At 58.5% G+C, this 26,557-nt stretch carries 24 protein-coding genes and 1 other RNA gene; 2 read left to right on the plus strand and 23 right to left on the minus strand.

The features are described 5' to 3' along the window. Window positions 1–87: 87 nt before the first annotated feature. From VEG30_14110 to VEG30_14120, 3 genes are all read right to left on the minus strand, one after another. Window positions 88–1,107: a redoxin domain-containing protein gene (locus tag VEG30_14110; GenBank protein HXZ81059.1), complete on the minus strand. Its 1,020-nt coding sequence runs from the start codon at window positions 1,105–1,107 to the stop codon at window positions 88–90. A 45-nt stretch (window positions 1,108–1,152) separates the two neighbouring features. Beyond that, window positions 1,153–1,737, minus strand: coding sequence for an ADP-ribosylation factor-like protein (locus VEG30_14115; GenBank protein ID HXZ81060.1), 585 nt, complete (start codon window positions 1,735–1,737; stop codon window positions 1,153–1,155). Between the two features lie 333 nt (window positions 1,738–2,070). Then, window positions 2,071–3,357 (minus strand): VWA domain-containing protein, encoded by a 1,287-nt coding sequence (locus VEG30_14120; GenBank protein HXZ81061.1) that lies wholly within the window; start codon window positions 3,355–3,357, stop codon window positions 2,071–2,073. Between the two features lie 129 nt (window positions 3,358–3,486). Between VEG30_14120 and VEG30_14125 the strand changes: the two genes are divergently transcribed. Then, entirely contained in the window at window positions 3,487–4,518 is a 1,032-nt protein-coding gene (locus VEG30_14125; GenBank protein HXZ81062.1) for a VWA domain-containing protein, read from the plus strand. Window positions 4,519–4,725: 207 nt separating this feature from the next. Here the strand turns inward: VEG30_14125 and VEG30_14130 are convergent, their stop codons facing one another. The 20 genes from VEG30_14130 to VEG30_14225 form a co-directional block, all read right to left on the minus strand. After that, complete coding sequence (locus tag VEG30_14130; GenBank protein HXZ81063.1) at window positions 4,726–5,883, minus strand: VWA domain-containing protein; 1,158 nt, start codon at window positions 5,881–5,883, stop codon at window positions 4,726–4,728. Window positions 5,884–5,962: 79 nt separating this feature from the next. Next, on the minus strand, window positions 5,963–7,045 hold the full coding sequence (locus tag VEG30_14135) for an RluA family pseudouridine synthase (protein ID HXZ81064.1): 1,083 nt from the start codon (window positions 7,043–7,045) through the stop codon (window positions 5,963–5,965). A gap of 168 nt (window positions 7,046–7,213) precedes the next feature. Further along, window positions 7,214–8,017 carry a prolipoprotein diacylglyceryl transferase gene (gene lgt / locus VEG30_14140; protein ID HXZ81065.1) on the minus strand — a complete coding sequence of 268 codons (804 nt, stop codon included), beginning with the start codon at window positions 8,015–8,017 and terminating at the stop codon, window positions 7,214–7,216. 116 nt (window positions 8,018–8,133) lie between these two features. Further along, window positions 8,134–8,327, minus strand: a non-coding RNA gene (ssrS, locus tag VEG30_14145) — 6S RNA. A 201-nt stretch (window positions 8,328–8,528) separates the two neighbouring features. Further along, window positions 8,529–8,837: a cell division protein ZapA gene (locus tag VEG30_14150; GenBank protein HXZ81066.1), complete on the minus strand. Its 309-nt coding sequence runs from the start codon at window positions 8,835–8,837 to the stop codon at window positions 8,529–8,531. A gap of 73 nt (window positions 8,838–8,910) precedes the next feature. Continuing rightward, the gene (locus VEG30_14155) at window positions 8,911–9,207 is read right to left on the minus strand and encodes a hypothetical protein (protein HXZ81067.1); all 297 of its coding nucleotides are present in this window, start codon (window positions 9,205–9,207) and stop codon (window positions 8,911–8,913) included. Between the two features lie 251 nt (window positions 9,208–9,458). Next, on the minus strand, window positions 9,459–10,589 hold the full coding sequence (locus VEG30_14160; protein ID HXZ81068.1) for an aminotransferase class I/II-fold pyridoxal phosphate-dependent enzyme: 1,131 nt from the start codon (window positions 10,587–10,589) through the stop codon (window positions 9,459–9,461). A 163-nt stretch (window positions 10,590–10,752) separates the two neighbouring features. Further along, window positions 10,753–12,861: a phenylalanine--tRNA ligase subunit beta gene (gene pheT / locus VEG30_14165; protein HXZ81069.1), complete on the minus strand. Its 2,109-nt coding sequence runs from the start codon at window positions 12,859–12,861 to the stop codon at window positions 10,753–10,755. A 238-nt stretch (window positions 12,862–13,099) separates the two neighbouring features. Next, window positions 13,100–14,221 carry a phenylalanine--tRNA ligase subunit alpha gene (gene pheS, locus VEG30_14170; protein ID HXZ81070.1) on the minus strand — a complete coding sequence of 374 codons (1,122 nt, stop codon included), beginning with the start codon at window positions 14,219–14,221 and terminating at the stop codon, window positions 13,100–13,102. Between the two features lie 122 nt (window positions 14,222–14,343). Next, complete coding sequence (rplT, locus tag VEG30_14175) at window positions 14,344–14,715, minus strand: 50S ribosomal protein L20 (GenBank protein HXZ81071.1); 372 nt, start codon at window positions 14,713–14,715, stop codon at window positions 14,344–14,346. A 181-nt stretch (window positions 14,716–14,896) separates the two neighbouring features. Further along, window positions 14,897–15,091, minus strand: a complete 195-nt coding sequence (gene rpmI, locus VEG30_14180; GenBank protein HXZ81072.1) for a 50S ribosomal protein L35 — start codon at window positions 15,089–15,091, stop codon at window positions 14,897–14,899. A 135-nt stretch (window positions 15,092–15,226) separates the two neighbouring features. After that, a complete protein-coding gene (gene infC / locus VEG30_14185) occupies window positions 15,227–15,748 on the minus strand; it encodes a translation initiation factor IF-3 (GenBank protein ID HXZ81073.1) in 522 nt (173 codons plus the stop codon). 104 nt (window positions 15,749–15,852) lie between these two features. Further along, window positions 15,853–16,347 carry a hypothetical protein gene (locus VEG30_14190; protein ID HXZ81074.1) on the minus strand — a complete coding sequence of 165 codons (495 nt, stop codon included), beginning with the start codon at window positions 16,345–16,347 and terminating at the stop codon, window positions 15,853–15,855. A gap of 122 nt (window positions 16,348–16,469) precedes the next feature. Beyond that, complete coding sequence (locus VEG30_14195) at window positions 16,470–17,426, minus strand: ferritin family protein (protein ID HXZ81075.1); 957 nt, start codon at window positions 17,424–17,426, stop codon at window positions 16,470–16,472. Between the two features lie 118 nt (window positions 17,427–17,544). Then, window positions 17,545–18,243 (minus strand): (d)CMP kinase, encoded by a 699-nt coding sequence (cmk, locus tag VEG30_14200; protein ID HXZ81076.1) that lies wholly within the window; start codon window positions 18,241–18,243, stop codon window positions 17,545–17,547. Continuing rightward, window positions 18,240–19,154 (minus strand): hypothetical protein, encoded by a 915-nt coding sequence (locus tag VEG30_14205; protein HXZ81077.1) that lies wholly within the window; start codon window positions 19,152–19,154, stop codon window positions 18,240–18,242. Before VEG30_14205 ends, cmk begins: the two co-directional genes overlap by 4 nt. A 5-nt stretch (window positions 19,155–19,159) precedes the next feature. Continuing rightward, window positions 19,160–21,163 (minus strand): DNA mismatch repair endonuclease MutL, encoded by a 2,004-nt coding sequence (gene mutL, locus VEG30_14210; protein ID HXZ81078.1) that lies wholly within the window; start codon window positions 21,161–21,163, stop codon window positions 19,160–19,162. A gap of 205 nt (window positions 21,164–21,368) precedes the next feature. Next, on the minus strand, window positions 21,369–23,159 hold the full coding sequence (gene aspS, locus VEG30_14215) for an aspartate--tRNA ligase (protein HXZ81079.1): 1,791 nt from the start codon (window positions 23,157–23,159) through the stop codon (window positions 21,369–21,371). A 275-nt stretch (window positions 23,160–23,434) separates the two neighbouring features. Further along, entirely contained in the window at window positions 23,435–24,715 is a 1,281-nt protein-coding gene (gene hisS, locus VEG30_14220) for a histidine--tRNA ligase (GenBank protein ID HXZ81080.1), read from the minus strand. Between the two features lie 12 nt (window positions 24,716–24,727). Further along, entirely contained in the window at window positions 24,728–25,267 is a 540-nt protein-coding gene (locus VEG30_14225; GenBank protein ID HXZ81081.1) for a gamma carbonic anhydrase family protein, read from the minus strand. A 307-nt stretch (window positions 25,268–25,574) separates the two neighbouring features. On the opposite strand from VEG30_14225, the gene VEG30_14230 reads away from it, so the two are divergent. Beyond that, window positions 25,575–26,557: carboxypeptidase-like regulatory domain-containing protein (locus VEG30_14230; GenBank protein HXZ81082.1), on the plus strand; the 983-nt coding region annotated here is incomplete at its 3' end.

A 26,557-nucleotide genomic window follows, 5' to 3' on the forward strand; every position in this document is an offset into this window, starting at 1 on the left:
CCCATCCTTGTCGCTCCAAAGGCAGGATCCACAAGGGCGGAGCAACCCCAACGATAGCTACATGGAAAGGGGGGCCAGCCCCCAGCCTCAATTGAGCTGCTTCATGGCTTTAAGAGTATCCTTCAGACGGTAAGCGACAGACTTCTGTGGGTCTGTGCCAACAATTTCCTGCTGGACGATGCCCTCACCATCAATTACCAGGTAAGTTGGGAATGCTCGTATCTGGAAAGCCGCGCGAAGTTTCTGGTCTGAGTCCAGGCACTGAGGCCAGTCCATTCCTTTCTTGGCAACGAAATCCTTCCATGCCTGTTCATTCTGATCTGCACTAACACTGATCAAAACCAGTTTTTCGCGAGGATACTTCTTAACCAGCTCCTTGATCTCTGGCAATGCGGCTCGACATGATGGACACCAGGTAGCCCAGAAATCGAGCACCACAATTTTCCCCGAGAGTTGGTTCAGCGAAAGCCTCTCTCCCTGAAGGGTATCTAGTTGGAATCCGGGCGCAAATCGTTCGCGCGCTCGCCGCGGGTCCGCAATGAGCATGCGCGCCTGATCGGCATAGGTTCCGGAGGGAGCCACGGCCAAATACTCGCTCAGTTCCTTAGTGCCTTCCTCATCCCGCTTCTGCTTCAGCAGAACAATACCAAGCTCAAAACGCGCAACATTTTCGTTCGGGTAATCGGCGAGTGCTTGTCGGAATTCACTCTCCGCCGAGGATAGAGCCTTGGCATCACTGGCGAAGCTCATCAGAACGAATCCCCTGAGCATGTGGGCTCGAGCACGCTGGGGCGCGTCGGCTGCCAGCCTTACGACTTTTTCCGCGCAATCTTCAGCGGCCCTGCGATCCCCAATTCGCGTGTAGGCAAGCGACATGCCGGCCCAGCAGTCATAACAAGAGTTGTGCGCCAGTCTGTTTGCTTCTTTGAAAGCGCGAATGGCATCTTCATACCTTCCGGCGGCGTTTGCCTCCTCCCCTCTTTTTATGGCCTCATCGGGCCGAGACTCATTTAAAGCAGACGCTCTTGGCGCATTGCCACAAACAATCAGAGCCAGAACGCCGCACAGCAGTGAACGGCGAAGAGCCTGAACTTTCGAACTGGCCATTTTTGTTTCTCGCTAGCCCCTGTAATTGAGCAGACTTAGGAATTCCTACCCCTTCTTCAGCTCCACCAGCACCTGCCGGGCAACCTCTTTTAAGGTCTCGAATACGCCCACGCCCTGAAAGGCCACGGCTTCGAAGCTGGGCTCGCCTTTTTTAACCAGCTCTTTTCGCAGGTCGTCGCAGGGCATCGCGTTAGGGAGGTCGCGCTTGTTGAGCTGCAGGACGTAGGGGATCTTACTGAATTCGTAGCCGTGCTCTTTGAGGTTTTCCTGCAGGTTCTCCAGGGCTTCGACGTTGGCGTCCATGCGCTCTTCCTGCGAGTCGGCGACGAACACCACTCCGTCCACTCCGCGCAGGATCAATTTGCGGCTGGCATCGTAGAAAACCTGTCCGGGAACGGTATAGAGGTGGAAGCGGGTCTTGAAGCCGCGCACCGTGCCCAGATCAAGGGGAAGGAAGTCGAAGAACAGAGTACGGTCGGTCTCCGTGGCCAGCGAGATCATCTTGCCCTTCTGGGCTTCGCCGGTACGGTCGTAAACCACCTGCAGATTAGTGGTTTTGCCGCCCAGGCCAGGGCCGTAGTAGACGATCTTGCAATTGATCTCGCGGGCGGCGAAGTTTATGAAGCTCAAGGCCCAGCCTCACTATCCGCGCCGCTCCTGAGCCACTTCGAGCGGCGGGTCCTAATTGCCTCTGTTACCTGGGGAAGCACCAGTTTTATACCACAGCGGGAGTTTACTGAGCAGTACCGGGTCCCTGGAAGGTAAAACTAAAGTCATGCGACATCCGCAGGATGCCGTGGTCGACTGGGAAGGAATGATTGCCGATCAACTCTTTCTATTTTGGGATAGTTTCCTCAGCGGCTTAGGCCGGAAAGAGCTTGCGGAGTTATGGCTCGGCTAGAAGCCGAGCCCCTTCATTGACTCCAGTGGGTGCCTTTTTCCTGGATATCGGCGAACGCGTCGTCAGCGGACAGGGGGCAGGGGATAATATCCGCCCTTCGCCGTCACCTTCAGGTTAGGTCGCTTCACCCGGACTTCGATTTCGCGGTAGGTGCTCGATGGTGTGGCCGGGGTGGTATAGCCGAGTGTGTACTGATTGCGCGCCTCTTCCGTTACCCGGCTGTAGATTGCTTCGATCGCATCCTGGGAGAACTCATTGAACACCTGTCCGCCGGTAGCGCGCGCGTAGCGCGGCAGAATGTCTCCGTATCCCTGGCCGGGAATGCGAATTTTCTGCAATTCCCGATAGGGAGGGATGCCAGCATTGCCTACTCCCACGGCATATACCGTAATTTCGTTCGACAACAGCACCTTAAGCACATCGCTGTAGCTGGCTGAGCTGCGCAGCTCGCGCCCATCGCTCACGATGAAAATAAGCTTGCGGCGATCCCGTTTTTGCTTGGCCAGGTCGAGTGCGGCGGCCAGTACGGCGTCATTGAGAACTCGCGCATCCGGACGGTAGATTGTGCCGCTCTGGCTGGAATTCACCGTGGCAGATGCACCAGGGTCTAGAGGATGACTATTGATTGACGGACCCGATCCCAGTGGTCCCCCGATCGCAAACGGACCGGTTTGCTTGCTGCTGGCTGTCTTCTGCAGCTTGCGGAAGACGTTGGCCAGTTGATTTCCCGCAGCCGGAGTGAATTCCTGTACCTTGGTTACGGTATCGCCATAGGTGTAAATGCTGACCTGATCGAACTGGCCGAAGGCTCCCACCAGGGCAGGTAGCGTGTCCTGCACCTTCTTAACCACCGTATCTGGCATTCCCAGGTCGAGCACTACGGCGGCGGAAAGGGGAAAGGGATCGCTGGTGAAAAATGTAATGTTCTGTGCCTTGCCGTCTTCGTAGACGGAAAAGTCATGGGTCAGCAATCCCTCTACCAGATGGCCGGAGCCGTCCTTAACGGTCACCGGTACAAGCACAAAGTTCACTTCCCTCCGCAGGGTGAAATCCAATGCCGCCCGGCTGTTGGGATCGGGGGCGGGTGCGCTGCCTTCCGGCACCGTGGTGACGGTCAGGGGAGGAGCTGTGTTCTGCGGGGCAGGCGCGTCTGGCGCCTGGTTTCCCGAGTCTGGTACTGGCGGGACAGTCGGTTTCGGGAATGGCCGTTTGGCAGAAGGAGCATCGGGAACCGTCTGTTGCGACTCTCCACTACCGGGCGCCTGCGACAGAAGGGAAGCGCAGGACAACAGAAGCAAAACTGCCGCCGCCATTGCCGACCACAACCGGAATCCACCACTGGGAGGCATGGGTTCCTTTCTGGAAGGAAAAACCCGGATTTGGGCCAGGAACGGGCCTGACCATGCATCTAATTTACAGCATCCCGATAGGGCTGATTTAGAATTAAGTGGACCGCACCGCGAGGATCCCAGAAACCTATGCCCCGATCCCTCCCCACCGTCAAGTTGGCGTGGCTTCCAGTCCTCCTCCTTGGCTTTCTTTGCAATCTTGAGGTCCTTGCGCAGCAGGATAAAGCAGATCAGCAAGAGCAGGGAAATGTCCCCACTTTCCGTTCCGAAGTCAACGTGGTTAACCTGTTTTTCAATGTGAAGGACAAGCACGGCGCGCTGATTCCCAACCTCGCCAAGGACGATTTCGAAGTCTTTGAAGATAATCAGCCGCAGCAGATCAAATATTTCGCCGCCGACGCCAATCAGCCGCTGACTCTGGGGATCCTCATCGACAGCAGCGTTAGCCAGGAGCGCGTGCTGCCGATGGAAAAAGAAGTCGGTGCGTCCTTCCTGCATAGTGTGCTGCGGGACAAGGATCTGGCTTTCGTCATTAGCTTCGACGTGAATGTGGACCTGTTGCAGGATTTCACCAACGACACGGGCATGCTTAGCCACGCGCTGGATCGGGCCAGAATCAATGGAGGCGGCGGAGGCGGCGGTATCCCCGGTCTAGGCGGCGGCCCGATACCAACCACCCAGGTCCCCCGAGGAACGCTGCTTTACGATGCGGTTTATCTGGCGTCCTATGAGAAGCTGGCCCGCGAAATCGGACGCAAGGCGATGATCCTGCTTACCGACGGCGAGGACCAGGGTAGCCACGAGCGCATTCGCGATGCGATCGAGGCAGCGCAAAAGGCCGACAGCATCGTTTATGTGCTGCTGATCGCTGACCGCGGTTTTTATGGCGGCGGTTACTCTGGCGACCGCGAGATGAAGAAGCTCTGTGGCGAGACTGGCGGCCGCATGATCGAAGTCGGAAACAAGTACGAGAAACTGAAGGAAGGCTTCGATCAGATTGCGAATGAGTTGCGCTCGCAATACAACATCGGATATACCCCCACCAATTCAAAGCATGACGGCAGTTTCCGTCACGTCGAGATCCGCACCAAGACCACCGGACTCAAGGTGCAGGCTCGCTCCGGATACTACGCCATGGCAAGCGGCAGCAATGGGGACTGAGGCTGGCCTTGGCTGGTGGTGCAGACACGATTTCCACTCACCCTTCGTAGCGCTCTGGATGGGGCACTCACCGCTAGTTGACTCATGTGTGTGAGTCGACAATGACGATTCTCGTTCACCTTAGTACTCCCCCCAAAAAACACCCAAGCTGCGCTTGAGTGGGCACCCTCCGGGGTTTGTGGATTCCCCTTTAGTCTCGCTTCCCCTCTACTGTCGCGGCGCGAAGTATCCCTTGCGGGAGCGTACCTGCAGGCTCTTGTGGTTCTGCGCTACGATCTCGATGCTGCGGAATTTGCCGTTCGCCAGGAAGTCAGCGGGCTTGTAGGCGACGGCATATTGGCTGCGCAGCTCGTCCTGAATTTCCGAGAAGGCGTTGCTCACGTCCTGAATCTTGAAGGGGAAGAAGGCGCGGCCGCCGGTAGCGTCGGCAAGCCTTTCCAGAACCTTGTCGCCGCGGGTTTTTACTCCGCTGACATTGGTGCTGATGGCGTAGATGATGACCTCAGCGCGCTCCGCCATGGCAATCGTTTCTTCCCGCGTCACCCGGCTCTGGTTGTCTTCGCCGTCGGTCAGAAGAATAATGGCGCGGCGGGCGGCCACGTTCTGGTCATTTTTCATCAGCTTGTCGCGGCAGGCAAAGTAAATGGCATCGTAGAGGGCCGTTCCACCACCCGGACGCAGCATGCGCACGCCGCGCGAGAGGGCCTCGCCATTGTCGGTGAAGTCCTGGGTGACTTCGGCGGTAGTGTCGAAGCCGAGAACAAAGGCGCGGTCGTAACGTGGACGAATAATCTGACTTAGAAATTCGACCGCCGCCTCCTGCTCAAAGCGGAAACGGTCGCGGATGGAATTGCTGGCATCGATGAGCAGACCAACACGCAAAGGCAAATTGGTCTCACTCGAGAAGTTGATGACCGATAGCGGCGGCTTATTGTCATCCAGAACCCGAAAGTCATCTTTACCCAGATTTTTGACGAAGCGGCCGTGCTTGTCGGTGACGGTGAACACCACATTCACTTCGTCAACCGTCTTGCGAAAGGTCGGCAGATCTTCCGCCGCGGGAGGATCCGGCAGCGCGGCCGAAGGTCCCGGCGGATTGTCACGGGGTGGATCTGCGGCAGGCTGACCCCCGGAAGAGGAACGGGCGGCAGCGGCAGAAGGAGGATCCGGTGCCGAAGGCTGACTTGTCGCAGGCTGGTCAGCGGGCGGCTGGCTTGCCGGTGGATTCGCCGGGGCAGCCCCCCTTTCCATGGCGCGGCTCGCTGACGGAGCCTGCGGCAGATCTTGCGAAGGGGTAGAGTTCTGTCCCAGGGCAAGAGCAGCCGCCAACAGTCCCAGGCCGATCAGGGTTGGAAGAAACTTCATCCTCACCACACCATTATATGACGTATAGAACGGGAGCTAGCTCGACGATGGACCTGATTATAAGCCGAGCAAGCCCAACCTACTTGTGGGAAGTCTCTTTGAGCCTGGCTAGAAATTCTGCAAGCTCCTCGGGAATTGGACTGGAAAAAGCAAGAGCCTGGCCGGTGTGCGGGTGCTGGAAGGCAATCTGCGCGGCGTGCAGAAAATGGCGGGGGAGAGAGAGTACAGCCGGCGTGCTCGGCGCGGTGGGAGTTCGGGCCCCTCGTCTTCGTCCAGGCTGTCTGTGTGCAGGCTCCGGAGTGATGTTTCCTGCAGCCCCATAAAGCGTGTCGCCCACCACGGGATGTCCTATGGAAGAAAGGTGAACCCGGATTTGATGAGTCCGTCCCGTCTCGATTGCCACCTCCAAGAGTGAAAAGCGGCCGTAATCGGAATCAATCTGCTCTACGACCCTGTAGTGCGAAACTGCTTCGCGTCCGCCTGCGCGTCGTGTTGTCATACGAGTGCGGCGCAATAGATCGCGGCTTATAGCGCTCTTGATGCTTCCCTGTGACCGCTTTAGCCAGCCATGCACCAGGGCGATGTAGGTCTTTCTCACCTGCCGACGCGCGAACTGAGCGGCCAGCTTGCGGTGAGCGCGATCATTCTTAGCCACCACCAGCAAGCCACTGGTATTGCGATCGAGTCGGTGGACAATTCCGGGTCGGAGCACGCCGCTCACCGTAGATAGCGCACCAAAACGATGCAACAGGGCATTCACCACCGTACCGCGATTGCGGTCGCTATCGGTTGCGCCCGCACCGGCGTGAACCATCATCCCGGCCGGCTTCTCGATGACCGCAAGGTCCTCGTCTTCGTAGATAACCTTAAGCGGAATATCTTCGGCGATGGCACGAAGCGGGTCCGGCGCAGGCAGGTCAATCAGAGTGATCTGCTCACCACCACGCAGCCGCAGCGAAGACTTACCAGGCGTTCCATTGACCAGAACCTTCTGTTGCGCAATCCACTGCTGAACGCGAGCGCGGCTGATGTCGGGAACATGCGCGACCAGAAACTGGTCGAGGCGCTTGCCGCAATCCTCGGGGGAAGCAATGAGGCTTGCTGGGAACTCGGCGACGGGCGAGCCGTAGCCGGGAGTGTCCTCTTTGTCACTGCTACTCAATGCCGTGTCCTTCCTATTGTCATCACGGGGTGGCGAAGCCGGCCATCTTCCTCCTATTGTCATCACGAGCCAGCGAAGCCGGCGAGGGATCTGCTTTTGAGTTGAGCAGTGCGAATCACATGGGAACGGGCGTGTTGTCGGAGAGGCAATGTCGCCCGTCATGGCTGCTCAATTGTGCACCGCATCTGCAAGCACCGGGGCAGAACTTCGGCGCAGCCATAGAACGCCTCCAGCGATGACCAGCAAAATCGAAATCAGCTGTGTGTTGGTCATCGCACCGTGGAAGAGCGAACCGCGATCGGGATCGCCGCGCAGGAACTCCAGGAAGTATCGCGCCAGGCCGTAGAGGAACAGGTACGAGCCAATCACCTGGCCTTCAAATTTCTTATGGCGAATTATCCAGAGCAGGATGAAAAAGTTGGCTAGTTCGACCGCCGATTCGAACAATTGCGTGGGCTCGAGCGGCACTCCGAGTGGTGTTCCTACCCAGGCCTGGGCGAGAGGATTACGGAAGGTGACACCCCACCAATGAGAGGTCGGCTTGCCATAGCAGCAACCTGCCGCAAAGCAGCCGATTCGCCCAATGGCATGTCCCAACGCAAGTCCTGGAGCAAAGGTGTCGCACGTGCGCAGCACCGGCATCCGATGCCGGCGAATGTACCACCAGGAAACCGCCAGGGCAGCGATCAAGCCGCCGTAGAACACTCCGCCCGCTTGCAGAGTCGCTAGACTGAAGATGTCGCTCGGGTGCGCCGAGTACCAATCCCAATTGTTGAGGAACAAAAGCAGCTTGGCTCCCAGGATGGCGAAGAGCACGGCCAGCACACCCAGATTCCAGGCTGCGTCGGGATCGATTCCCTGGGAGCGAGCGAGCTTGACGGTGGTCATCAGCCCCACCACTACCCCGAGAGCTACCAGGAACCCATAGGTGGGCAGCGAGAAATTGCCGATCTGGAAGAGTCTGGGAAACACCGCGTGTCTACTCAGTTAGATGCGCGACAGTATGCCACTTGTCGCACCTCTCACCCATAGCTCCGAAAAGGCCAGAGCGGGAGGAGGCAGTTCAGTTTAGCAGGAAGGTAAAGCAAAGCCGACCCGCGGGGGCCGTGTGGTGGGCCGTCAATGAACCTAGCCTAGCTAGTGTGGGAACTCGCCGTGATCCTTTAGGCATTTCCGACTGGCGGAACCTTGCACACCGGACCAATCTACGAGTCGAGCTCCCGTTCATTGAGGTGTTGGTTCAAAAATACGGTTGCCACCATCACCAACCTTGCAGGTCGGCTGCAAAGAGGATGCTAGAGAAAGGTCTTGATCTGCGCAAGTGGTGGGGCGCAAAAAGTTGGAAACCCGAATGCTGAACGTCCCTGGCCCAAGGTGTCCCAGAGCCAGAACTCAAGTGGGAGCAAAGACTCACGGCCTCAGGTGGGAACGGAAATCCTCGTCCGTTCAGGCGGAGCGCTGCTCCACAGCAGCTGGCCGATCCCTAACCGGCCAGGCGGGTTTCTTCCAGCACTTCATCCAGCGCGCCCGAAAGGGAGTTGGCGCGTTTGTTCAGTTCGGAAGCGATGGAGTCATACTTGCGCCGCAGGATGTGGTACTCATCAGCAATGTTCAAGGCCGCCAGCACGGCCAGGCGCAGGGAATCGACAGTTGCGGTTTGAGCCGCCACGGCGCGCATTTTGCTGTCGACGTACTCGGCTAGTTTGTGAATATAGTCAGGATCTGTGCCGCGCAGATTGTAGGGCTGATCGTAAATTTCCACGCGCACGCTGTTGCCGTTGGACTGATTCAACGAGATGACCTCCCTGATCCAACTTTCCGGCGGCGGAGCAGCTCCGGCTCACGCCAGCCTGATCACCAGATGATTATGCCTGGTTTTCTGCGGCTGTCAGTTCATCAATCTGGTTCAGCATCTTTTCAATGCGGGAACGGACTTCTTCCCGTTCCTTTTTCAGGACAACCACCTCGTTGCGAAGGGAGTCAATCTCTTCCTCGCGCATCTCCAGTTGTTCGCGCAGGCGAGAGGTGTCGCGCTCGGCAGCGGCTTTGGCTTCGCGGGCCGCCTTCAGCAGCTCGATCGTGCGATAAACCTTCTCTTCCAGGGAATGAAAATCGTCAGTTTGCATCTCAGCGGGCACTTCACGGATCGCTTTGACAGACATGCGAACAGGGGTCCTTCCCGGTATATTTCACGAGGGGCGCGAGCGCAGTATAGCGCAGGAAGGGATGGAATTATCCACAAGTTGAGCCGCTTCGCGGGCGTGAGGTCAGCGGGAGCCCGCTGGCGAAATCCTGAGCGCAGCGAAGGATCTTTTTCCGTGTGGGACAGGCGATCTCGCCTGTCCACCCCAACAACGTGGGAACGGACGTCCCCGTCCGTTCAGGTCGAGGCGCGCCTCGACAGAAGGCGCGCTCAGCCCCGTGCCGGCGCCATCTGATCCCACACCCGCCAAAACTCCCTCATCTCCCCCGGCAAGCCAAGGGAAATGCGCATGTAGGTGTCCATGGGAGGAAATGGGCGGCCAACGATCACATTGTTTTTCTCGAAGTAGGAAATCACTTCCTTGATGGGCCGGTGAGTATCGAACATCAGGAAATTGGCATAGGAGGGGATGGGAGAAATCCCGCGACTGGAAGCCTGTCGAATGAACTCGGAGCGATCGTTGGCGTTGCGCGAAGCCGCCGCTCCCAAGGCGGCGTCATCTTCCAGAGCGGTAACGGCGCAGCGGACTGCGACCATGTTGAGGGTGTCCTCCAGTTGGTAGGGCTTAAGGCGTTTAATGGTTTCCTTCGTGCTCACCCCGTACCCCAGGCGTAGCCCCGCCAGACCGTAGACTTTGGAGAAGGTACGGATCGTGATGACGCGCCTATCGTGGTGACCAATGAAAGAGGAATATCCGGTCCCACCGTTTGCGAAGTGAAAGTACGCCTCATCAATCAGAACACTAGTGGTCGGCGGGAGTTTAGCAATGAAGGTTTCGATATCGCCGCGCGGGGTGAGGCTGGCGGTAGGGTTGTTGGGATTGCAGATATAAACCAGCCCGGTGCTCGAGTCAGTGGACCGCAGCATTGCATCCAGGTCGTGTGCGAAATCTTTGGTCAGGGGAACTGGGATGATCTCTGCCCCAAAGGCTTGCGCGTAGCGACCCAGAGACTCATAAGTTGGAACAGGAACGATCAGTTTCTTCCCCGGCCCGGTGAAGGCCTGGGCACAGATGCGGAGCAGCTCCGTCGATCCGTTGCCAAGTAATACTTGTTCCGCGCCGATCGAGTGGCGTTCGGCGATGGTCGCAGTGAGGCGATCCCACTCCTTGTAGGGGTAGCGGTTGCAATAGGGAAGTGCTCTCTGCATGGCCTCTACCACGCTCGGGAATTGACCGTAGGCATTCTCGTTTCCGTTGAGCAGCACGGGTCCGCCGGGCTGAGTGGTTCGGAAAGGCTCAGTGGGCGCGAGCAGGTACTCGCGTGACAGCGGCGGTGTCACAACCGCGGCAGTGGCGCCGGCTCCCATGCCCCGAAGAAATGATCGGCGAGAAAGCGGCAAGGTGCACCCCCTCTCCTGATCGGGCATTTTATGTGCTTGGAGCCGTGGCCGCCAGACGATCTTCACCAGTCATCTTGAGCGAGGACCGGGGTGTACTGAGAAGCTATCTCACAATGAAGCGAGAGGACTACTGACCGCTAATTGCTAATTACTGCCCGCCGCCCTACACCCGCTGCCCTCCCCCCAGCGACCGCAGCACGTTAGCGATCTGCTCCGACCAGCCAGAGACCTCTTCGTCGCGCAGAGTACGCTCAGACGATTGGAACTCTGCGCGCAGGAGCACAGAGTATTTCCCAGTGGGAACTCCGCCACCGCGAAAAATCTCGACCGGAAGGAAAGTCTGTATGTGAGGCAGACGCAAGGCCGAAACGGCAGCCTGGATCTGCTCGAACGTTACCCGATCGTCAAAGATGAACGAGAAGTCACGGTCTACCGCCGGGAACTTGGAAACCGGCGTATAGCGAGGTTCCCGAAGCGGGTGGTGGAAGAGGCGCTCCAGGTCGAGCTCCGCAATGAACACGTCCTTCCGCAGCTTGCGTTCGGCCGCAATCCGGGGATGTATCTGGCCAAATCTGGCCACGAGTTCTCCATCCATCACGGCTGCCGCGGAGCGGCCAGGGTGGTAGTAATCGGCAGCCGAAACCCCCGAAATCTTAGCTCCACGCTTACCATCGCCGGGCTGGTAACAGAGCGATTGGGATTGAAAAGCAGTCAGCAGAGTTTCGATGTCGCCTTTGAGGTCGAAAAAACTGTATGGACGGGGCTTTTCGTGAACGCTCACCTCATTGGCGTTGCCGGTTGCGCCCAGGCAGATGCGGCGCAGTTCGCGCGTCTGGTGGCTGGATTTTTCGTAGATGTTGCCCGCCTCGAAGAGCCGCGCATCATTTACTCCGCGATTCAGGTTCCAGGCGAGCATGCCGAGCATGCCGGGAACCATGGAGGTGCGCATCACTGATGCCTCCTCGCTCAGCGGATTGGCGATCTCGACGATGGTTGCAGCGGAGAATTGCCGCGCTTCCTGATGTGAAATGAAGCTCAGGGAGATGGCTTCGTTGTAGCCCAGAGCAAGGAGATCGGCGCGCATGCGGCTTTCCTTGCGCGCATCCGGAAGCTCGACCACGCCTCCGGAGAACGACGGCAACGTGTCGGGAAAACGGTCGTAGCCATATATGCGTGCGACTTCTTCGATGAGATCGATTTCGCGCTCCACATCCAGGCGCCACGTCGGAACCGTAACTCTCAGGGGATGACCGCCGGCTACCTGGAATCCCAGGCGCGTGAGAATGCGGATAATTTCGTCTTCTGGGATGTCCTGTCCCAAAATGCGTTTTACTTCTGAGAGGCGCAGCGGCAGTGTAGGACGCTCGATTTGATGGCCGATGACGTCGATCGGTCCGCTCTCGATCTGCCCGCCGCCTGAGGCGAGGATGAGCTCCGCAACGCGCCGCGCTGCGGCTGCGGTGATGGCAAAATCTGCGCCACGCTCAAAGCGATGGGAGGCGTCTGTATGCATGCCGAGGCGGCGCGCCGTGCGGCGCACGGTCGCGGGATCGAACCAGGCGGCTTCGATCAGGATGTTGCGCGTCTTCTCGGTGATCATTGAGTCGAAGCCGCCCATCACTCCGGCAATCGCCACAGGCTTGGAGGCATCGGCGATCACGAGGTCTTGTGGCGTGAGCTGGCGGTCCACACCGTCCAGCGTCTTTATGGTTTCGCCTTGGCGCGCGAGACGAACGATGATCTTGCCTTCCAGAAGGTCGAGATCAAAAGCATGCGTGGGATGGCCGAGTTCCCACAGTGCATAGTTGGTCGCATCGGCGCCATTGTTGATGGGCCGCGAGCCCAGCAGTGTGAGGCGGCGGGCGATCCTTTCTGGCGATTCCTTGATGCGGACACCGCGCACGACCTGCCCGGTGTAGCGAGCGCAGAGGTCTGGAGCGTCGATTTGAATAGGGAAGTGCCCCGGGTTCGCGCCACGCTTTTCGGCGCTAACCTGGGAAATGGCGGGATCGCCGGCCGCAGATCTTTCCCCCACAACACTGGCCAGTGGTTTCAGCTCGGTGTTGTAAATCGCCGAGCACTCGCGCGCTACGCCGTAATGATTCATCGCATCGACACGGTTCGTGCCGATCTCAACCTCATAAACATTCTCGCCATCGAGCTGATCGATGCCTTCGACAGAGATGCCGGCCGAAGTGAGCGCCTCGGCGAGCTGGCGATCGTCGGCCGGGACGCTAACGAATTCGCGAATCCAGGAGGGAAGAAGTTTCATTGGTTAGCAATCAGCATTTAGCACTCAGCATTCAGTAATCAGCATTCAGCACTCAGCAAGGTATTTTCGACTCTTTCGTGCTGCATGGTGCGCGGCGGACTGAAGGAGCCGGGGCGAAACCTGTAACTGCAGATCCCTCGCGGCCTTCGGGCCGCTCGTGCTGTCAAAACACAGAAAGCATCTTTTGGCACGGCTGAAGCCGTTGCCCCTTTCGACCGCGCCGTTCAAGCCATCTGACTTACGCGAATTGCCGCAGGAACCGGACGTCTCCCTGAAAAAACAATTGAATGTCGTCCACCGCGTACTTCATCAGGGCCAGGCGATCCACACCCATGCCGAAGGCGAAGCCGCTGACCTTGTCGGGATCGTAGCCCACAAATCCATACAGGGCCGGGTCCACCATCCCGGAGCCGAGCATCTCAATCCAGCCGCTGGCCTTGCAATTCGGACAGCGATTCCCGCCCTGGTAGCCGGAGCCATTACAAAAAATGCAGCTGATCAGGACTTCCGCGCTGGGCTCCGTGAAGGGGAAAAACGACGGCCGGAAGCGCGTCTTCACTGAAGATCCGAACAGCGACTTCATGGCGTGATCGAGCGTGCCCTTCAGATCGCTGAAGGTGATGTTGTTATCCACCGCCAGCCCCTCCACTTGGTGAAACATGGGCGAGTGCGTGGCGTCAGGAGCGTCGTTGCGGTACACCCTGCCCGGAATGACGATGCGCAGCGGCGGCTTCTGCGTCTCCATGGTGCGGATCTGCACGGGAGAAGTGTGCGTGCGCAGCAGCAGGCGATCGCGCTGCGGCTTCTGGTCCTGCCCGGCGATGAAGATCGTGTCCTGCATGTCGCGCGCCGGGTGATTGGGCGGAAAATTCAGCGACTCGAAATTGTAGTAGTCGGTCTCGATCTCCGGGCCGGTACCGACGGAGTAGCCCATGGCCTTGAAGACGTCCACGATCTCCTGCATCACGCGCATAATGGGATGTTGCGCGCCCAGAGAACGGCGGATGCCGGGAAGCGAGATGTCGAGGCGTTCAGATTCGAGGCGGATGTCGCTGGCGGTGGCTGAGATGCGCTCGCGGGAGGCCTCGACAACTTCCTCGACTTTCTTCTTAAGGTCGTTGACCCGCTGGCCAACGTCGGGCTTTTGCGGGCCTGGTGCGGCTTTCAGCCAGAGCTCATTGACCTGGGTCAGCACACCGCTTTTGCGCCCAAGCCAGCAATCACGGAACTCCTTCAACTCACCGTCATTGCTCACGCGCTGACGCTCAGCCTCCAGTTCGCGGAGCAGATCGGCAACAGCGCGATCCAGCGCTTCCGGCGAATAGTCTTCGAGTTTTGGCACCTGATATGTGAGCGGCATTTTTCAATTGCTGTGTGCTGGGAATAGCAAAGGGTGTTCGGTGAACGTGTAACTACCCCGCCCAAGCTTCGCTTGAACGGGGCACCCTCCGCAGCTTGGGTTACCCTGAGTCCCGCTCGCGATCAGGCTGCTGCGGGCTTGCCGATCGCCGACCTTGCCTGCGCAGCCAAACTCTTGAAGCCGCTAGGATCGTTCACCGCCATATCGGCCAGGACCTTGCGATCGAGCTCGAGCCCGCTCTTCTTCAAGCCGTTGATGAACTGGCTGTAGCTCAAGCCATTCAGCTTGGCGGCGGCCCCGATGCGCACGATCCACAACGAGCGGAACTGGCGCTTCTTCTGACGCCGTCCGGAGTAGGCGAACTTCAGTGCCCGCTCCACCGATTCTTTCGCCGAGCGATACAGTTTTGATTTTGTTAAGAAATAACCTTCCGCCCGGTCCAGTATCTTCTTCCGCTTCTGGCGGCGCTTGGTTCCACGTTTTACGCGAGGCATTCTGTTTCTCCTTTTTTTGTGTTTATCAGCGGCTGGAGGCAGGAGTTTCAGGACTCGCCTCTTCACACGCCCGGCGTGCCGATGGCATGCGCGTTGTTCATCTTCCAGGACTAAATCAACTACCCCACCCTAGCCCAAAGAGGGCACCAGGATGGGGCACCCTCAAGCTATTCGCTCACCATTAATACGGCAGCATCCGCTTGATCTTCTTGGTGTCTGCCTTGTCCATGATGACATCTTTGTCGAGGTGGCGCTTGCGCTTAGCATCCTTGGAAGTCAGGATGTGCCGCGCGAAAGCGTGGCCACGTTTGATCTTTCCGGTCCCCGTCTTCTTAAAACGCTTCGAGGCGCCGCTGTGAGTTTTGAGTTTCGGCATCGTATTCCTTCTGTTTCAGCAAAAATAACTCTGTGGCGCGGACACTCCTGTCCGCGGATCCTGCATGCTTCCGCAGACACTGTTGTCCGCGTTTGACTGTGAACCTGTATTGCCTGTCCGGGACGTCCGTGGCTTTCAGGCTGTCTTTTTGGGAGGAGCCAAAATCAGGTGCAGGGTATTGCCTTCCTGACGCGGCATGTTCTCCACGATGGCCCTGGGGCCCACATCCGCGATCAGGCGCTGCAGAATCTCGCGTCCCAGGCCCTGGCGCGTCATTTCGCGCCCGCGGAAGAAAATGGTTGCCTTGACCTTATCGCCCTCTTCCAGAAAACGCAGCACGTGATTCTTCTTCGTCTGGTAGTCGTGATCGTCTACATTAATGCGAAACTTGACTTCCTTGACGGTGATGATCTTCTGGTGTTTCTTGGCTTCGCGTTCCCTCTTTTCCTGCTGGTAGAGGTACTTACCGAAATCCATGATGCGGCAGACAGGCGGTTGAGCCGTAGGTGAAACTTCTACCAGATCCATGTTCTTTTCGCGCGCGATCCGCAGCGCTTCGAATGGCGCCATGATCCCTAGCTGATTGCCCTCATCATCGATCACCCGAATTTCGCGGGCACGGACGCGCTCGTTGGTGCGAATAAACCTCTTGTCGATATAGCCTCCGACGGAAACAGTAAAGTGTTGAAATTATAGCATGATGCAGGCACCAGATTGACGGTTTGGAAACGGCGAACTGAGGCGGAATCAGGCCAGTGTAATCAGTTCAGAGCACGAAACGCAGCGGCAAGATCGTCGATCGCCGGACCGGGAGAGGCGGCTTTCGGCAACATCGGGCGCGATATGGGAATCGTCCCCAGCGGTTTCTCGAGAAGTTTGAGAGCCTCGGTGGAACTGATTTCCTGATATCGATACCTCCGTCCTCGCATGTGGATAATTCGCGGTGAAGCTTCGACCTCGCCAGGCGCTACCGCGATCATGCCTTCGTTGTGCCAGATCGAGTCCCGTTCGTAAGTGATGATGAGGACACAATCTGCCTTGCCTGAAGCCTGTGCGATCTCATCGAGAGGGTCCTTGGTGATCAGCAGAGGCACGTAGCAGTCCTCGCAGCCATTGGGTGTTCCTGCGAGGAAGAGATAGTAAGCATGTCGATAGGGCAGACGCGGCCCAGCCTCAAAATGAGAGAACAACTCCGTTGCTCCCGGCAGCGATGAGGCTAGCAAGCAGACGCATAACAACTGGATAATTCGTTGCACGCGGATCTTCCTTTTTCAGATATCCGATGAAATCTCTTGGGGCAGCCACAGTAATGGAAGCGCGAAAGTGTGGGCGCCCATCAGCGATTCACCCTCTGAGATTGCGTTGCCTCGCACCTTGCTCACGAACTTCCGATCAGCACGCCGGTCAGAAACACCAGAATTCCTCCCACCATTACCTGCACCGCGGCTGACAGCGCGGGCGTTTCCATGTAGCGATGGCGAATCCAGGAAATCACGCCCAATTCTGCGGCCACGACGAGCACAGCAATTCCCATGGCAATACGAAAGTCTTTGATCAGGAACGGCAGGGTGTGACCCACGCCGCCAATCGCTGTCATCATTCCGGTAATGAATCCGCGCAGCAACGGCTGGCCGCGACCGGTGAGGCTGCCGTCATCGGAGAGCGCTTCGGCGAATCCCATGCTGATGCCGGCACCCAGCGAGGCTGCCAGTCCCACAACGAAAGCATCCCAGCTATTGCGAGTGGCGAACGCGGCAGCAAAAACCGGAGCCAGGGTTGAGACCGAGCCATCCATCAACCCCGCCAGCCCCGGCTGCACCACCTGCAACACGAAGAGTCTGCGCCGCGCCTGCTCTTCGTCGCGCTTGGTTTCCTCCGGAAGCTTTTCCTTGTTCAGTTCTTCCGCACGATACTCGTGGGAACGCTCTTCCTGGGCCAGATCATCGAGGAGTTGGCGAATTTTGGGATCCTGGGTTCGCGCAGCCGCTTTCTCGTAAAAGCGCCTGGTTTCGACTTCCATCGAACTGGCCTGCTTGCGGACTACGTCGAGGCCCAGCGGGCGCACCAGCCACACCGGCCTGCGGCTGACGAAGCCTTTCACGTCGTGGCGGCGAATCAGCGGAATGTGATCGCCAAACTTCTGCTGATAACTTTCGATCAAACGCCGGCGGTGACCGGCCTCTTCCTCCCGCATGCCCTCGAAGACCGCCGCCGAGCCGGGAAAATTCTCCCGCAAACCTTCGGCGAAGTCCGAATACACGCGCTCGTCTTCCTCTTCCAGAGAGATGGCCAGCGCCAGGATTTCACGTTCGGAAAGGCTGTCGAAGTTCCTCATGTCTACCTGTTCATCCGCAGAATCGGTAAATCAAACTGGTAAATCGGGTAAATTGTAATCGGGGATCGGGAACCAGACTCCGCACCCGCGACCTGCACAAGACGCGGGAGAACGCGGTTCAACGTGGAGCATTGTGCTTTAGCTGGTTCTGCACTAAGGCTTCGATCTGTTTTAGGACCTGCTCAATCGTCATGTGACTGGAGTCGATGATGACGGCATCGTCCGCTGCTACCAATGGTGAAACTGCCCTGGTGGCGTCACGCCGGTCGCGCTCGCGCAAATTGTCGGCGATAGATCGTGCGTCGGCGACATGTGTGGCAACGGCCTCCTGCTGCAAGCGGCGCTGTGCCCGGATGTCGGAATTCGCATCCAGGAAGACTTTCACATCGGCATCGGGAAAAACTCTGGTTCCGATGTCTCGTCCCTCCATCACTACTCCGCCCCCGGAACCCATTTCGCGCTGCCGCGCCACCATCCATTCCCGCACTCCAGGAAGCACAGACACTTGCGATGCCGCGTCGGTGACGTCTTTCTCACGGATTCGCCGCGAAACATCCTTCCCATCGAGGAGCACGCGATTCCCTCCCGCAAGCGGCTGCAGCTCGATGGTGGACGCCCGCGCTAACCCCACCAGCGGCAACTCCAGGTCCAAGGGTATTCCCGTCTCGAGCGCCTTCAACGCCAAGGCGCGGTACATGGCCCCAGTCTCCAGATTGACGTAGCCAAGCTGCTGCGCCAATCGGGAAGCGATGGTGCTCTTACCCGCGCCCGCCGGACCGTCGATGGCAATGATCAGCTTGCGGGATGGCGGAATCATTGTTTTGGCTGAGCTTGCAGGCGCCGCCGTTTTTCTCGTGGCACGATCGGTACGGACCTTGCCGGGGCCACTGCTTCGGCATGCTGTGTGATCTCGACCATGGCGCGATTATCCACGTGGACCAGGGTGTACTCGCGCGCCGAGAGCAAAGCATTGATGGAATCCCGCACCCGCGAGCGCGACACGAGGTGGGAGAAGAATTCCTCGATTTCGCTCATCTCTGCGGCAACCACTGCATCCAGGTATTTGGAGATTAATGCCGACAATGCTTCCGGTACCGAGAGTTGTATCCCCTGCCGGACCGCGTCCGGTGACCAGCGAAAAAGCGCGTCCCAGTATGCTCCTTCGCCCGGGACATAATCGACGCGGGTGATTCGCAGGCGCGACCACAACTCCCCGAGCGCGCGATCCAGCGCCGCGTCGGATGGTTCTCCCCTCAGCACGGCGCGCATTCGAATTTTGGAAATCGGTCCCTTCGTACGAATGACTTCAAAGATATCGCGGGCCAGTGGCGAGTACTCCGAGCGGACGCCTGGTTTGGGAACTTGTCGCGGATTACGATCTCCCACTAGGCCATAGAAATAAGGAAACACCGAGGAGGCGATCAGGAAATTGGTTTCTCCGAAGAGATTGGCCTCGTAGGCGGATCGCTCGCGCAACAACCGCACCATCAACTCCGTGGCATCCCCGGCGCGAGAGTCGCCAAACGCCTGTCGCCAGGTGGGCAAGCCCTCATCGCTTCCGCCAAAGGCGCCAATGAAGGTGGGTATAAGCAGAGGTGGATGCAAGGGGTAGAGCAGACAGAATCCCACCGACTCCATGAACTCGCGCGCCGAGTCCAGGGTGCGGACGGCGTTGCCATCGACATGCCACTTCCTGCGGCGCATCTCGGTGAGTTCATCGAGTGTCATTGTCTTTAAATCCTTTTAAAAGCCCTTTGAATGTCCCTTAGAGAATACCGCAGTACTACCGGCCTGCCGTGTGGGCAACTCATAGGGCACTCGGTTTTTGCCAGCTCCTTCAGAAGCCACTCCATTTTGTTTTGCTCAAGCGGGGTGTTGATCTTGATGGCTGCATGACAGGCGATCGATGCGGCAATGCGGCCGCGAACCTGCTCTAGGTTTACGGCCTGGTCCTCACGCTGCAACTGCTCCAGCAATTCGTGCAGCATACCTTCGATGTCGTTGGCCTCGACGCCCGCGGGCGCCGTCTTCACCGAGATGGTTCGCACTCCGAAGGGATCGACTTCAAACCCATTGCGCCGCAATTCCTCAGAAATTTCTGTGAACACCGCCTGCTGGCTGGGAGTGAGTTCCAGAACCATCGGCATCAGCAGGCGCTGGCTTTCGACGCGCTCCGCGGCACGCTGCCGAAGAACCTTCTCGAAGAGCACGCGCTCATGAGCGACGTGCTGATCGATGATCCACAGACCATCGTGATTCACTGCCAGGATGAAGGAATCGCGAATCTGCCCCAGCGGGCGCAGAGATGCGAGGGCCAGCAAATCCACCTGCCCGGATTCGCCCTCGTCAAGGTCAATGGAACTTGCACAATCGTCGTTGGCTCGCGAAGGAATATGCGATCCAAACGTCTGTGCGCCGAGCCGCGCCACCGGAAGGGCGGCATTGGCGCTGAGGTCAAAGCCGTCTTCGAACCCGAGTCCCTGGCTGCGAGCAGGAGGCGACGGTGGCGCTAAGGCAAAAGCAACGTCGCGAGAGGTAATCCCGAAATCGTCGGCTTCTCCGACCGCCTGGGCAGTTTCCAAGCCGGTGCCGAGCCGGCCGGGGCTGAACGATGTCGAAGCCGATGGGTAGGCACGAATTTCCGCAGCGAACTGAGGTACAGGGCGCGCCTTCATCAGCGCCGCACGTGCCGAATCCCGCACGAAGTCGTGCAAGATGCTCTGCTGGCGGAAGCGCACTTCGGTTTTCGAAGGATGGACATTCACATCGACCTCCGCCGTAGGCATCTCCAGGAACAGCAGGACTACAGGAAAAACCGTCGGCGGCAGAATATTTCGGTAGGCTTCAGTGAGCGCGTGCTGCACCAGGCGGTCGCGAATCAGCCGGCCGTTCACGAAGACAAAGATAGAATTCCGATTCAGCTTCTGGATCTCGGGCTTGGAGACGAAGCCATGCATCCGCACCTCGCCAGGCTCCGCCAGCCGTCCATCATCCTCGTCGGCATGACGCTTTGCCCAGGGTGGAGGCTGAGGCAAGCCAATCCGCTGCAGAGGCAGCACCGCCGCAACTGGGATCAGCTGATCCAGCGTGTCCTTGCCGAAGATCTGATAGATGCGTTCCGAGTGGTTTGCAACCGGCGAAGCAATCAGCAGTTCGTTGGTCGCCGTGTGCAGCTCGAAGTGCATCTCCGGATGGGCCAGAGCGTAATGTGTCACCAATGAGGCGATATGCGACAGTTCGGTGGACTCCGCCTTCAGGAATTTGCGCCGTGCCGGAGTATTGAAGAAGAGGTCGCGAACGCTGATGGAGGTTCCCAGCGGGAGCCCGGCTCCTTCTACGCGGGCAATCTTGCCGCCATTGATCTCAACAATTGTGCCTTCTGGCTCCTCCGCCGTTCTTGTTTCCAGGCGCAAGCGGGAGACGGAAGCGATGGAAGGCAGCGCTTCACCGCGAAAGCCGAGCGTGCCCACATTCAGCAGATCTTCGGCGGTGCGAATTTTTGAGGTGGCGTGGCGCTCGAAGGCCAGCAGCGCGTCATCGCGGACCATGCCGTAACCGTCGTCTACGATCTGGATCAGCTTTTTGCCACCGGCCTCGACGTGAATTCGTATGCGGCGTGCGCCCGCATCCAGGGAGTTCTCCAGCAACTCCTTGACCACCGAGGCAGGCCGCTCCACCACTTCGCCGGCAGCGATCTTGTTGGCCACGTTTTCCGAGAGAACGTGAATGCGGCCCATGGGGGAATTGTAATCGGGTAAGTTGGAATCGGGTAAATTGAAGATGGGGTGGAGATTTGAAGGTTGAAAGCCCCCGCGACTAACTACCCGCCAAGCATCGCTTGAACGGGGCACCCTCAGCAGCGCGAGATACCGCGCACCGAACTGCGATGCAGGGCTAAAGCCCTGCTCCACCCTAAGGTAATAGCATTTTCAATAGTCCGAACTAGCTTTTCCGGATCGCAATATTCAGTTCTCTCAATTGCGCTTCGCTCACCGGTGTGGGCGCATCCACCATCAGGTCCTTCGCCTGCGCCGTCTTGGGGAAAGGAATGACTTCGCGCAAGCTCTCCGCGCCTGCGAGAATCATGACGATTCGATCCAGTCCTAGTGCGATGCCTCCGTGTGGCGGAGTGCCGTACTCCAACGCCTCCAGGAAAAATCCGAAGCGCGATTTCGCCTCCTCTTCCGTCATGCCCAGAGCGCGAAAAATCCTGCGTTGAATGTCCTGACGATGGATGCGGATCGAGCCCGACCCCAGTTCGGTTCCGTTCAGCACCACGTCGTAAGCGTTGGCGCGCACGGCGCCGGGATCAGACTCCAGCTTGTCCATGTCCGCTTCATGCGGCGATGTGAACGGATGATGTGCCGCCGCCCAGCGCTTGCCCTCGTCATCCCACTCGAACATGGGGAAGTCAGTAACCCAGAGGAATTTGTAAGAGGCAGCATCGTTGCGTGCGCCACCGAGCAAACCATGCCGGTCCGCGTATTTTTTTGCCAAATCGATGCGTAATCCGCCGGCCGCGGTGTACACGGCGACGTCGTGCTGTTTGACCTCGGGCTTGACTCCGCCTTCCGAGGGATGCGTGCTGGGGGTTGAGCCGCCGGAGACCAGCACGAGCAGGTCCCCTTCCACGGCGCCGCTTGCTTGCCCAATTCGGGACGCCGCCTCGGGAAACGATTTTTCCAGGCGCTTGAAATCCTCGAACAACTTGGCCGCATTGCGGGATGCGAAGAGCGTCTTGATGTCGTCGCGCTCCTTGCGCGAAAGCTCGCCGACTTTGGGGATGCGAATCGCCATCACCGGCAATTGCGAATCGATCTTCAACGTTTCGAGATTTTCGGGTGCGAACGCCTGGCGTACGTCTACCATCGGCGGAAATCGCAAATCCGGCTTGTCGGAGCCGTATTGCCGCATGGCCTGGTCATAAGTCATCCGCGGAAATGGCGTCTTCACCTGCACGCCTGCCACTTTGAACGCCGCCGCCAGAAATCCCTCCACGATTTCGAAAACGCGATCCTGTTGCGGGTAGCTCATCTCCAGATCGATTTGCGTGAACTCCGGCTGGCGGTCGGCGCGCAAATCCTCGTCGCGGAAGCAGCGCACGATCTGGAAATATTTGTCGAACCCCGAGATCATCAGGATCTGCTTGAACAATTGCGGGGACTGCGGCAGGGCATAGAACGCGCCCGGGTGCACGCGGCTGGGGACCAGATAATCGCGTGCGCCCTCGGGAGTGGAGCGCGTCATGAACGGCGTTTCGATCTCGAAAAAGCCCTGGCTGGAAAGATATTGCCGAATCGCGAGCGCCACCTTGTGACGCAGCTCGATGTTGTATTGCATTTTGTCGCGACGGAGATCGATGTAGCGATAGGTGAGCCGCATCTCTTCGTTGGGGACGGTCTCGCCGGGAAGGAATGGGGGATTCTTCGATTCGTTCAGGATGAGCAGCTCTTCCGCAACGAGCTCGACCTCACCGGTGGGAATGTTCTTATTCACGGTCTGCGGTTCGCGCTTGCGCACGGTACCAGTGACTGCAACCACGTACTCTGACCGCAAAAGCTCTGCCTTCTCGTGAAGCGCGGTGCCTGCAGAAGCGTCGAACACCACCTGCGTGACCCCGGTGCGGTCGCGGACATCAATAAAGATGATGTTGCCCAGATCGCGACGCCGGTTCACCCAGCCCATCAGCACCGCGCGGCTGCCCGCGTTACTAACCCGCAGTTCGCCGCACATGTGCGTTCGTCGAAGATCACCTAAAAAATCGAGCAATGTGGTTTTTCCTTACCTCGTTGATGTCGCCGTAGTATCCTCAGTGTACGGCAGCCGACCTTGGGGCCTGCATGATTCAAGGTAGGTAGAGCAGGCCTTCAGGCCTGCAACAGAAAGCTGCGAGAATGCGGGCTTTAGCCCCTGAGGAAAATCGTGTCATATGACCGGGGTTCCTCAGTGGCTAAAGCCGACACTTATGCTCGCTTTACAATGCAGGGTTGAAGCCCTGCTCCACCCTGTTATCTTGCAGCCTGTATTCTTGCTGCCAGGTCTGCACGCTGAACCTTTACCTGCTCGCCGCTGGTTTGGTCCTTCAGCGGAAACACGCCCGAGGCAATCTCGTTTTCACCCACAATGATGGCGAAGCGCGCCCCCACCTTCGTCGCCGTCTCCAATGACTTCTTCAGGCGAAAGCTTTCGTCGCCGAGTTCGATGATCAAGTCGTGCTGCCGCAGCTCTCGCGCCAGTCCTGCCGCCGGACGATTCATCCCGGCGCCAAGTGGCGCAACATAGGCATCCGGCTTCTTGACCACCGCGTCGGCCGATTCCTGCAGCGACAGCACCAGCCGGTCCTCACCGATGGCGAAGCCGATGCCCGGAGCCTTCGGGCCTCCCAAGGCCTCCGACAAGCCATCATAGCGGCCACCGCCAAGGATCGCATTCTGTGCGCCGAGCGCGCCGTGGGTGAATTCAAATGCGGTGCGAGTGTAATAGTCGAGCCCGCGCACCAGGCGATCGTTCAACACGAAGGGCACACCGACCGCCATCAGGATCGCTTGTACCTCGGCGAAGTGCTCGCGGCACGGTTCATCCAGGTATTGACTGATGCGTGGCAGCTTGTCGATGATCGGCTGATCCTCCGGCACTTTGCAGTCAAAGACGCGCAGCGGATTGGTCGCCGCCCGCCGCTGGCAGTCCTCGCACATCTGGCCGATCACAGGTTCGAGCGCCTTGCGCAAGGCCTGGTTGTAGCGTTGGCGATCGTCGAAGCAGCCCACAGAATTGAGCAGCAATGTCCAGTTCGCCACGCCCAGGCGGTCCAGCAGCACGGCGAGCATCTCCAGGATCTCGGCATCACGTGCGGGGGACTCGCTTCCTGCGGTTGGGGGACCGATCACCTCCGCTCCGATCTGATAGAACTGGCGGTAGCGGCCCTTCTGCGGGCGCTCGCGGCGGAACTGCGGACCAATGTAGAAGAGCTTGTTCAGGCCGCGCTCCCCCAGATTGTGCTCGATGTACGCGCGGACCACGCCAGCCGTATTTTCCGGGCGCAGAGTCAGCGACTGGCCTTTATCGCTGTCAGCGCGAGTGCGGTCTTCAAAGGTGTACATCTCCTTCGAAACGATGTCGGTATCTTCGCCTACGCCGCGCGCGAAGAGCTCGGTCGCTTCGAAAATCGGGGTGCGGATTTCCTGAAAATTGTATTGTCGGAAGACGTCGCGGGCCGCCGCCTCTACGAAGTTCCACAGTACCGTCTCCGGCGGCAGCAGGTCGCGGGTTCCTCGAATGGCTTTGATCATGAAATTCAGAATTCAGCCGTCAGCTTTCACCGGGACAGTGTTGCGCTCTCGCAAGTACGACTCCCGATATCCCAGATAGCGCCGCGCGTATTGCAAAATCGTCTCCTGCTCCTGCTCCTTCAGCTTGCGGCGTACTTTACCGGGGGATCCCATGACCAGCGAGCCGGGATCAATGATCATCTTCTCCGGGATGAGGGTGCCGGCCGCGACGATCGATCCTGTGCCGATGCGAGCGCCGTTCAAAACGATCGCCCCCATCCCGATCAGGCAGCGATCTTCCACTACGCAGCCGTGAAGGGTCACCGAGTGGCCGACGGTTACCCAATCTCCCACCACCACTGGCCACTCGTCCAGCATGCCATGCAGTACGCTGCAATCCTGAATGTTCGAGTTTGCGCCGATACGGATGTAATTCACGTCACCGCGGACTACGGCATTCATCCACACGCTGGCGCTTTCACCCAACTCGACATCACCGATCACCTGCGCCGACTCGTCGACGTAAGCCGACGCAGGAATCTTGGGCAACACTCCCTGATAGGGACGGATCATTGCGTCACGCGGGCGCCGGGCAGCATACGTAGGTCTTCGCCCGATGTCCCGAAAACAATGAACATAACATGCAGGGTGCTGTGGGCCAAAACAGCAACAATCAGCAATCAGTAGTCAGTATTCAGTAGTTAGTATTCAGCATTCACCAATCAGCTGTCTGAAACGCTGTGGAACCTCTTTTGCTTCGCGTTTCGCATCGGGAAGCTGCTTCTCGCGATAAGTCCGGCCATTGCGACACGCCTTACAGACCCGCCTGCGCGTGAACTGCTATCACTCGTGCGTTCTCATTTCTTGTGGAGTTATCAAGATGAAGTACCCTCTTCCCCGGACGCATACTCTCTGCCTCTGTCTGGCGCTGGTCTCGTGGATTCTCGTCGGGTTCATCTTATTCATCGCCTGTGCAGCGGCACAGGCTCAGGACGCTTCCACCGGCGCCATTCGCGGAACTGTAGTTGACAGCGGCGGTGCGCGTGTTCCCGGCGCTGCGGTCGTGGTTACCAGCAGCGACTTTGGCGTGCGGCGGGAACTGCTCACCGACCAGGAGGGAACTTTTTCCGCACAGTTGCTCTCTCCGGGTGAATATCAGGTTCGCGTCGAAGCCAAAGGGATGGCGCCCGAGCAGCTTACGCGCTTGCAGGTGGACCTGGGCGCGAGCCTGGAGCTCTGGCTGAAGCTGCGGGTGGCGCAAGCGAGCGAGGCGGTGACTGTTTTCGAGTCCCCTGCGCTGGTCGAGACCAAAACCAGCGAAATCTCGCACATCATCGATGATCGCGCCATCGACGGCCTCCCCCTGAATGGACGCCGCTATACCGATCTGACTCTACTCGCTCCAGGGGTTACCCAGGATCCTCGTGGTCTGACCTCGGCTTCAAACGGCGATCTCGCGTATGGTGGAATTCGCGGCTTTCAATCCAGCTTTCTAGTTGACGGCGCGGACAACAACAACAGTTTTTTTGCCCAGGCTCGCGGCCGCTACCGCGCTCCTTATCAGTTCAGCAATGAAGTGGTGCAGGAATTTCGAGTATCGTCGAACGCCTACGGTGCCGAACTCGGCCGCGCTGGGGGAGCGGTAGTCAACGTAGTTACCAAGTCGGGATCTAACCATTTTCACGGCAAAGCGTTTTATTTTTTGCGCGACAGCGAATTTGGCGCCACGCCCGCGTTTCTCGACTTCAAGCCCGAGGACCGGCAGCACCAATTCGGAGCCACGCTTGGAGGGCCCATGGTGAAAAACCGTGTCTTCTTCTTCGCCGGATTCGATCAGCACATCTTTCACGTGCCAACGATCGT

It is taken from the genome of Terriglobales bacterium (assembly GCA_035624455.1).
In the GTDB taxonomy this organism is placed as follows: Bacteria; Acidobacteriota; Terriglobia; order Terriglobales; family Acidobacteriaceae; genus DASPRM01.

Excerpts from the sequence above, each read along its gene's own strand:
- VEG30_14125 (HXZ81062.1), top strand. The coding sequence starts at position 3,487 with ATGCCCCGATCCCTCCCCACCGTCAAGTTGGCGTGGCTTCCAGTCCTC.
- VEG30_14195 (HXZ81075.1), bottom strand. The coding sequence starts at position 17,426 with ATGAGGAACTTCGACAGCCTTTCCGAACGTGAAATCCTGGCGCTGGCC.
- VEG30_14130 (HXZ81063.1), bottom strand. The coding sequence starts at position 5,883 with ATGAAGTTTCTTCCAACCCTGATCGGCCTGGGACTGTTGGCGGCTGCT.
- hisS (HXZ81080.1), bottom strand. The coding sequence starts at position 24,715 with ATGATCAAAGCCATTCGAGGAACCCGCGACCTGCTGCCGCCGGAGACG.
- mutL (HXZ81078.1), bottom strand. The coding sequence starts at position 21,163 with ATGGGCCGCATTCACGTTCTCTCGGAAAACGTGGCCAACAAGATCGCT.
- VEG30_14120 (HXZ81061.1), bottom strand. The coding sequence starts at position 3,357 with ATGCCTCCCAGTGGTGGATTCCGGTTGTGGTCGGCAATGGCGGCGGCA.
- cmk (HXZ81076.1), bottom strand. The coding sequence starts at position 18,243 with ATGATTCCGCCATCCCGCAAGCTGATCATTGCCATCGACGGTCCGGCG.
- VEG30_14225 (HXZ81081.1), bottom strand. The coding sequence starts at position 25,267 with ATGATCCGTCCCTATCAGGGAGTGTTGCCCAAGATTCCTGCGTCGGCT.
- VEG30_14155 (HXZ81067.1), bottom strand. The coding sequence starts at position 9,207 with ATGTCTGTCAAAGCGATCCGTGAAGTGCCCGCTGAGATGCAAACTGAC.
- pheS (HXZ81070.1), bottom strand. The coding sequence starts at position 14,221 with ATGCCGCTCACATATCAGGTGCCAAAACTCGAAGACTATTCGCCGGAA.
- rpmI (HXZ81072.1), bottom strand. The coding sequence starts at position 15,091 with ATGCCGAAACTCAAAACTCACAGCGGCGCCTCGAAGCGTTTTAAGAAG.
- VEG30_14110 (HXZ81059.1), bottom strand. The coding sequence starts at position 1,107 with ATGGCCAGTTCGAAAGTTCAGGCTCTTCGCCGTTCACTGCTGTGCGGC.
- aspS (HXZ81079.1), bottom strand. The coding sequence starts at position 23,159 with ATGTGCGGCGAACTGCGGGTTAGTAACGCGGGCAGCCGCGCGGTGCTG.
- rplT (HXZ81071.1), bottom strand. The coding sequence starts at position 14,715 with ATGCCTCGCGTAAAACGTGGAACCAAGCGCCGCCAGAAGCGGAAGAAG.
- VEG30_14205 (HXZ81077.1), bottom strand. The coding sequence starts at position 19,154 with ATGACACTCGATGAACTCACCGAGATGCGCCGCAGGAAGTGGCATGTC.
- pheT (HXZ81069.1), bottom strand. The coding sequence starts at position 12,861 with ATGAAACTTCTTCCCTCCTGGATTCGCGAATTCGTTAGCGTCCCGGCC.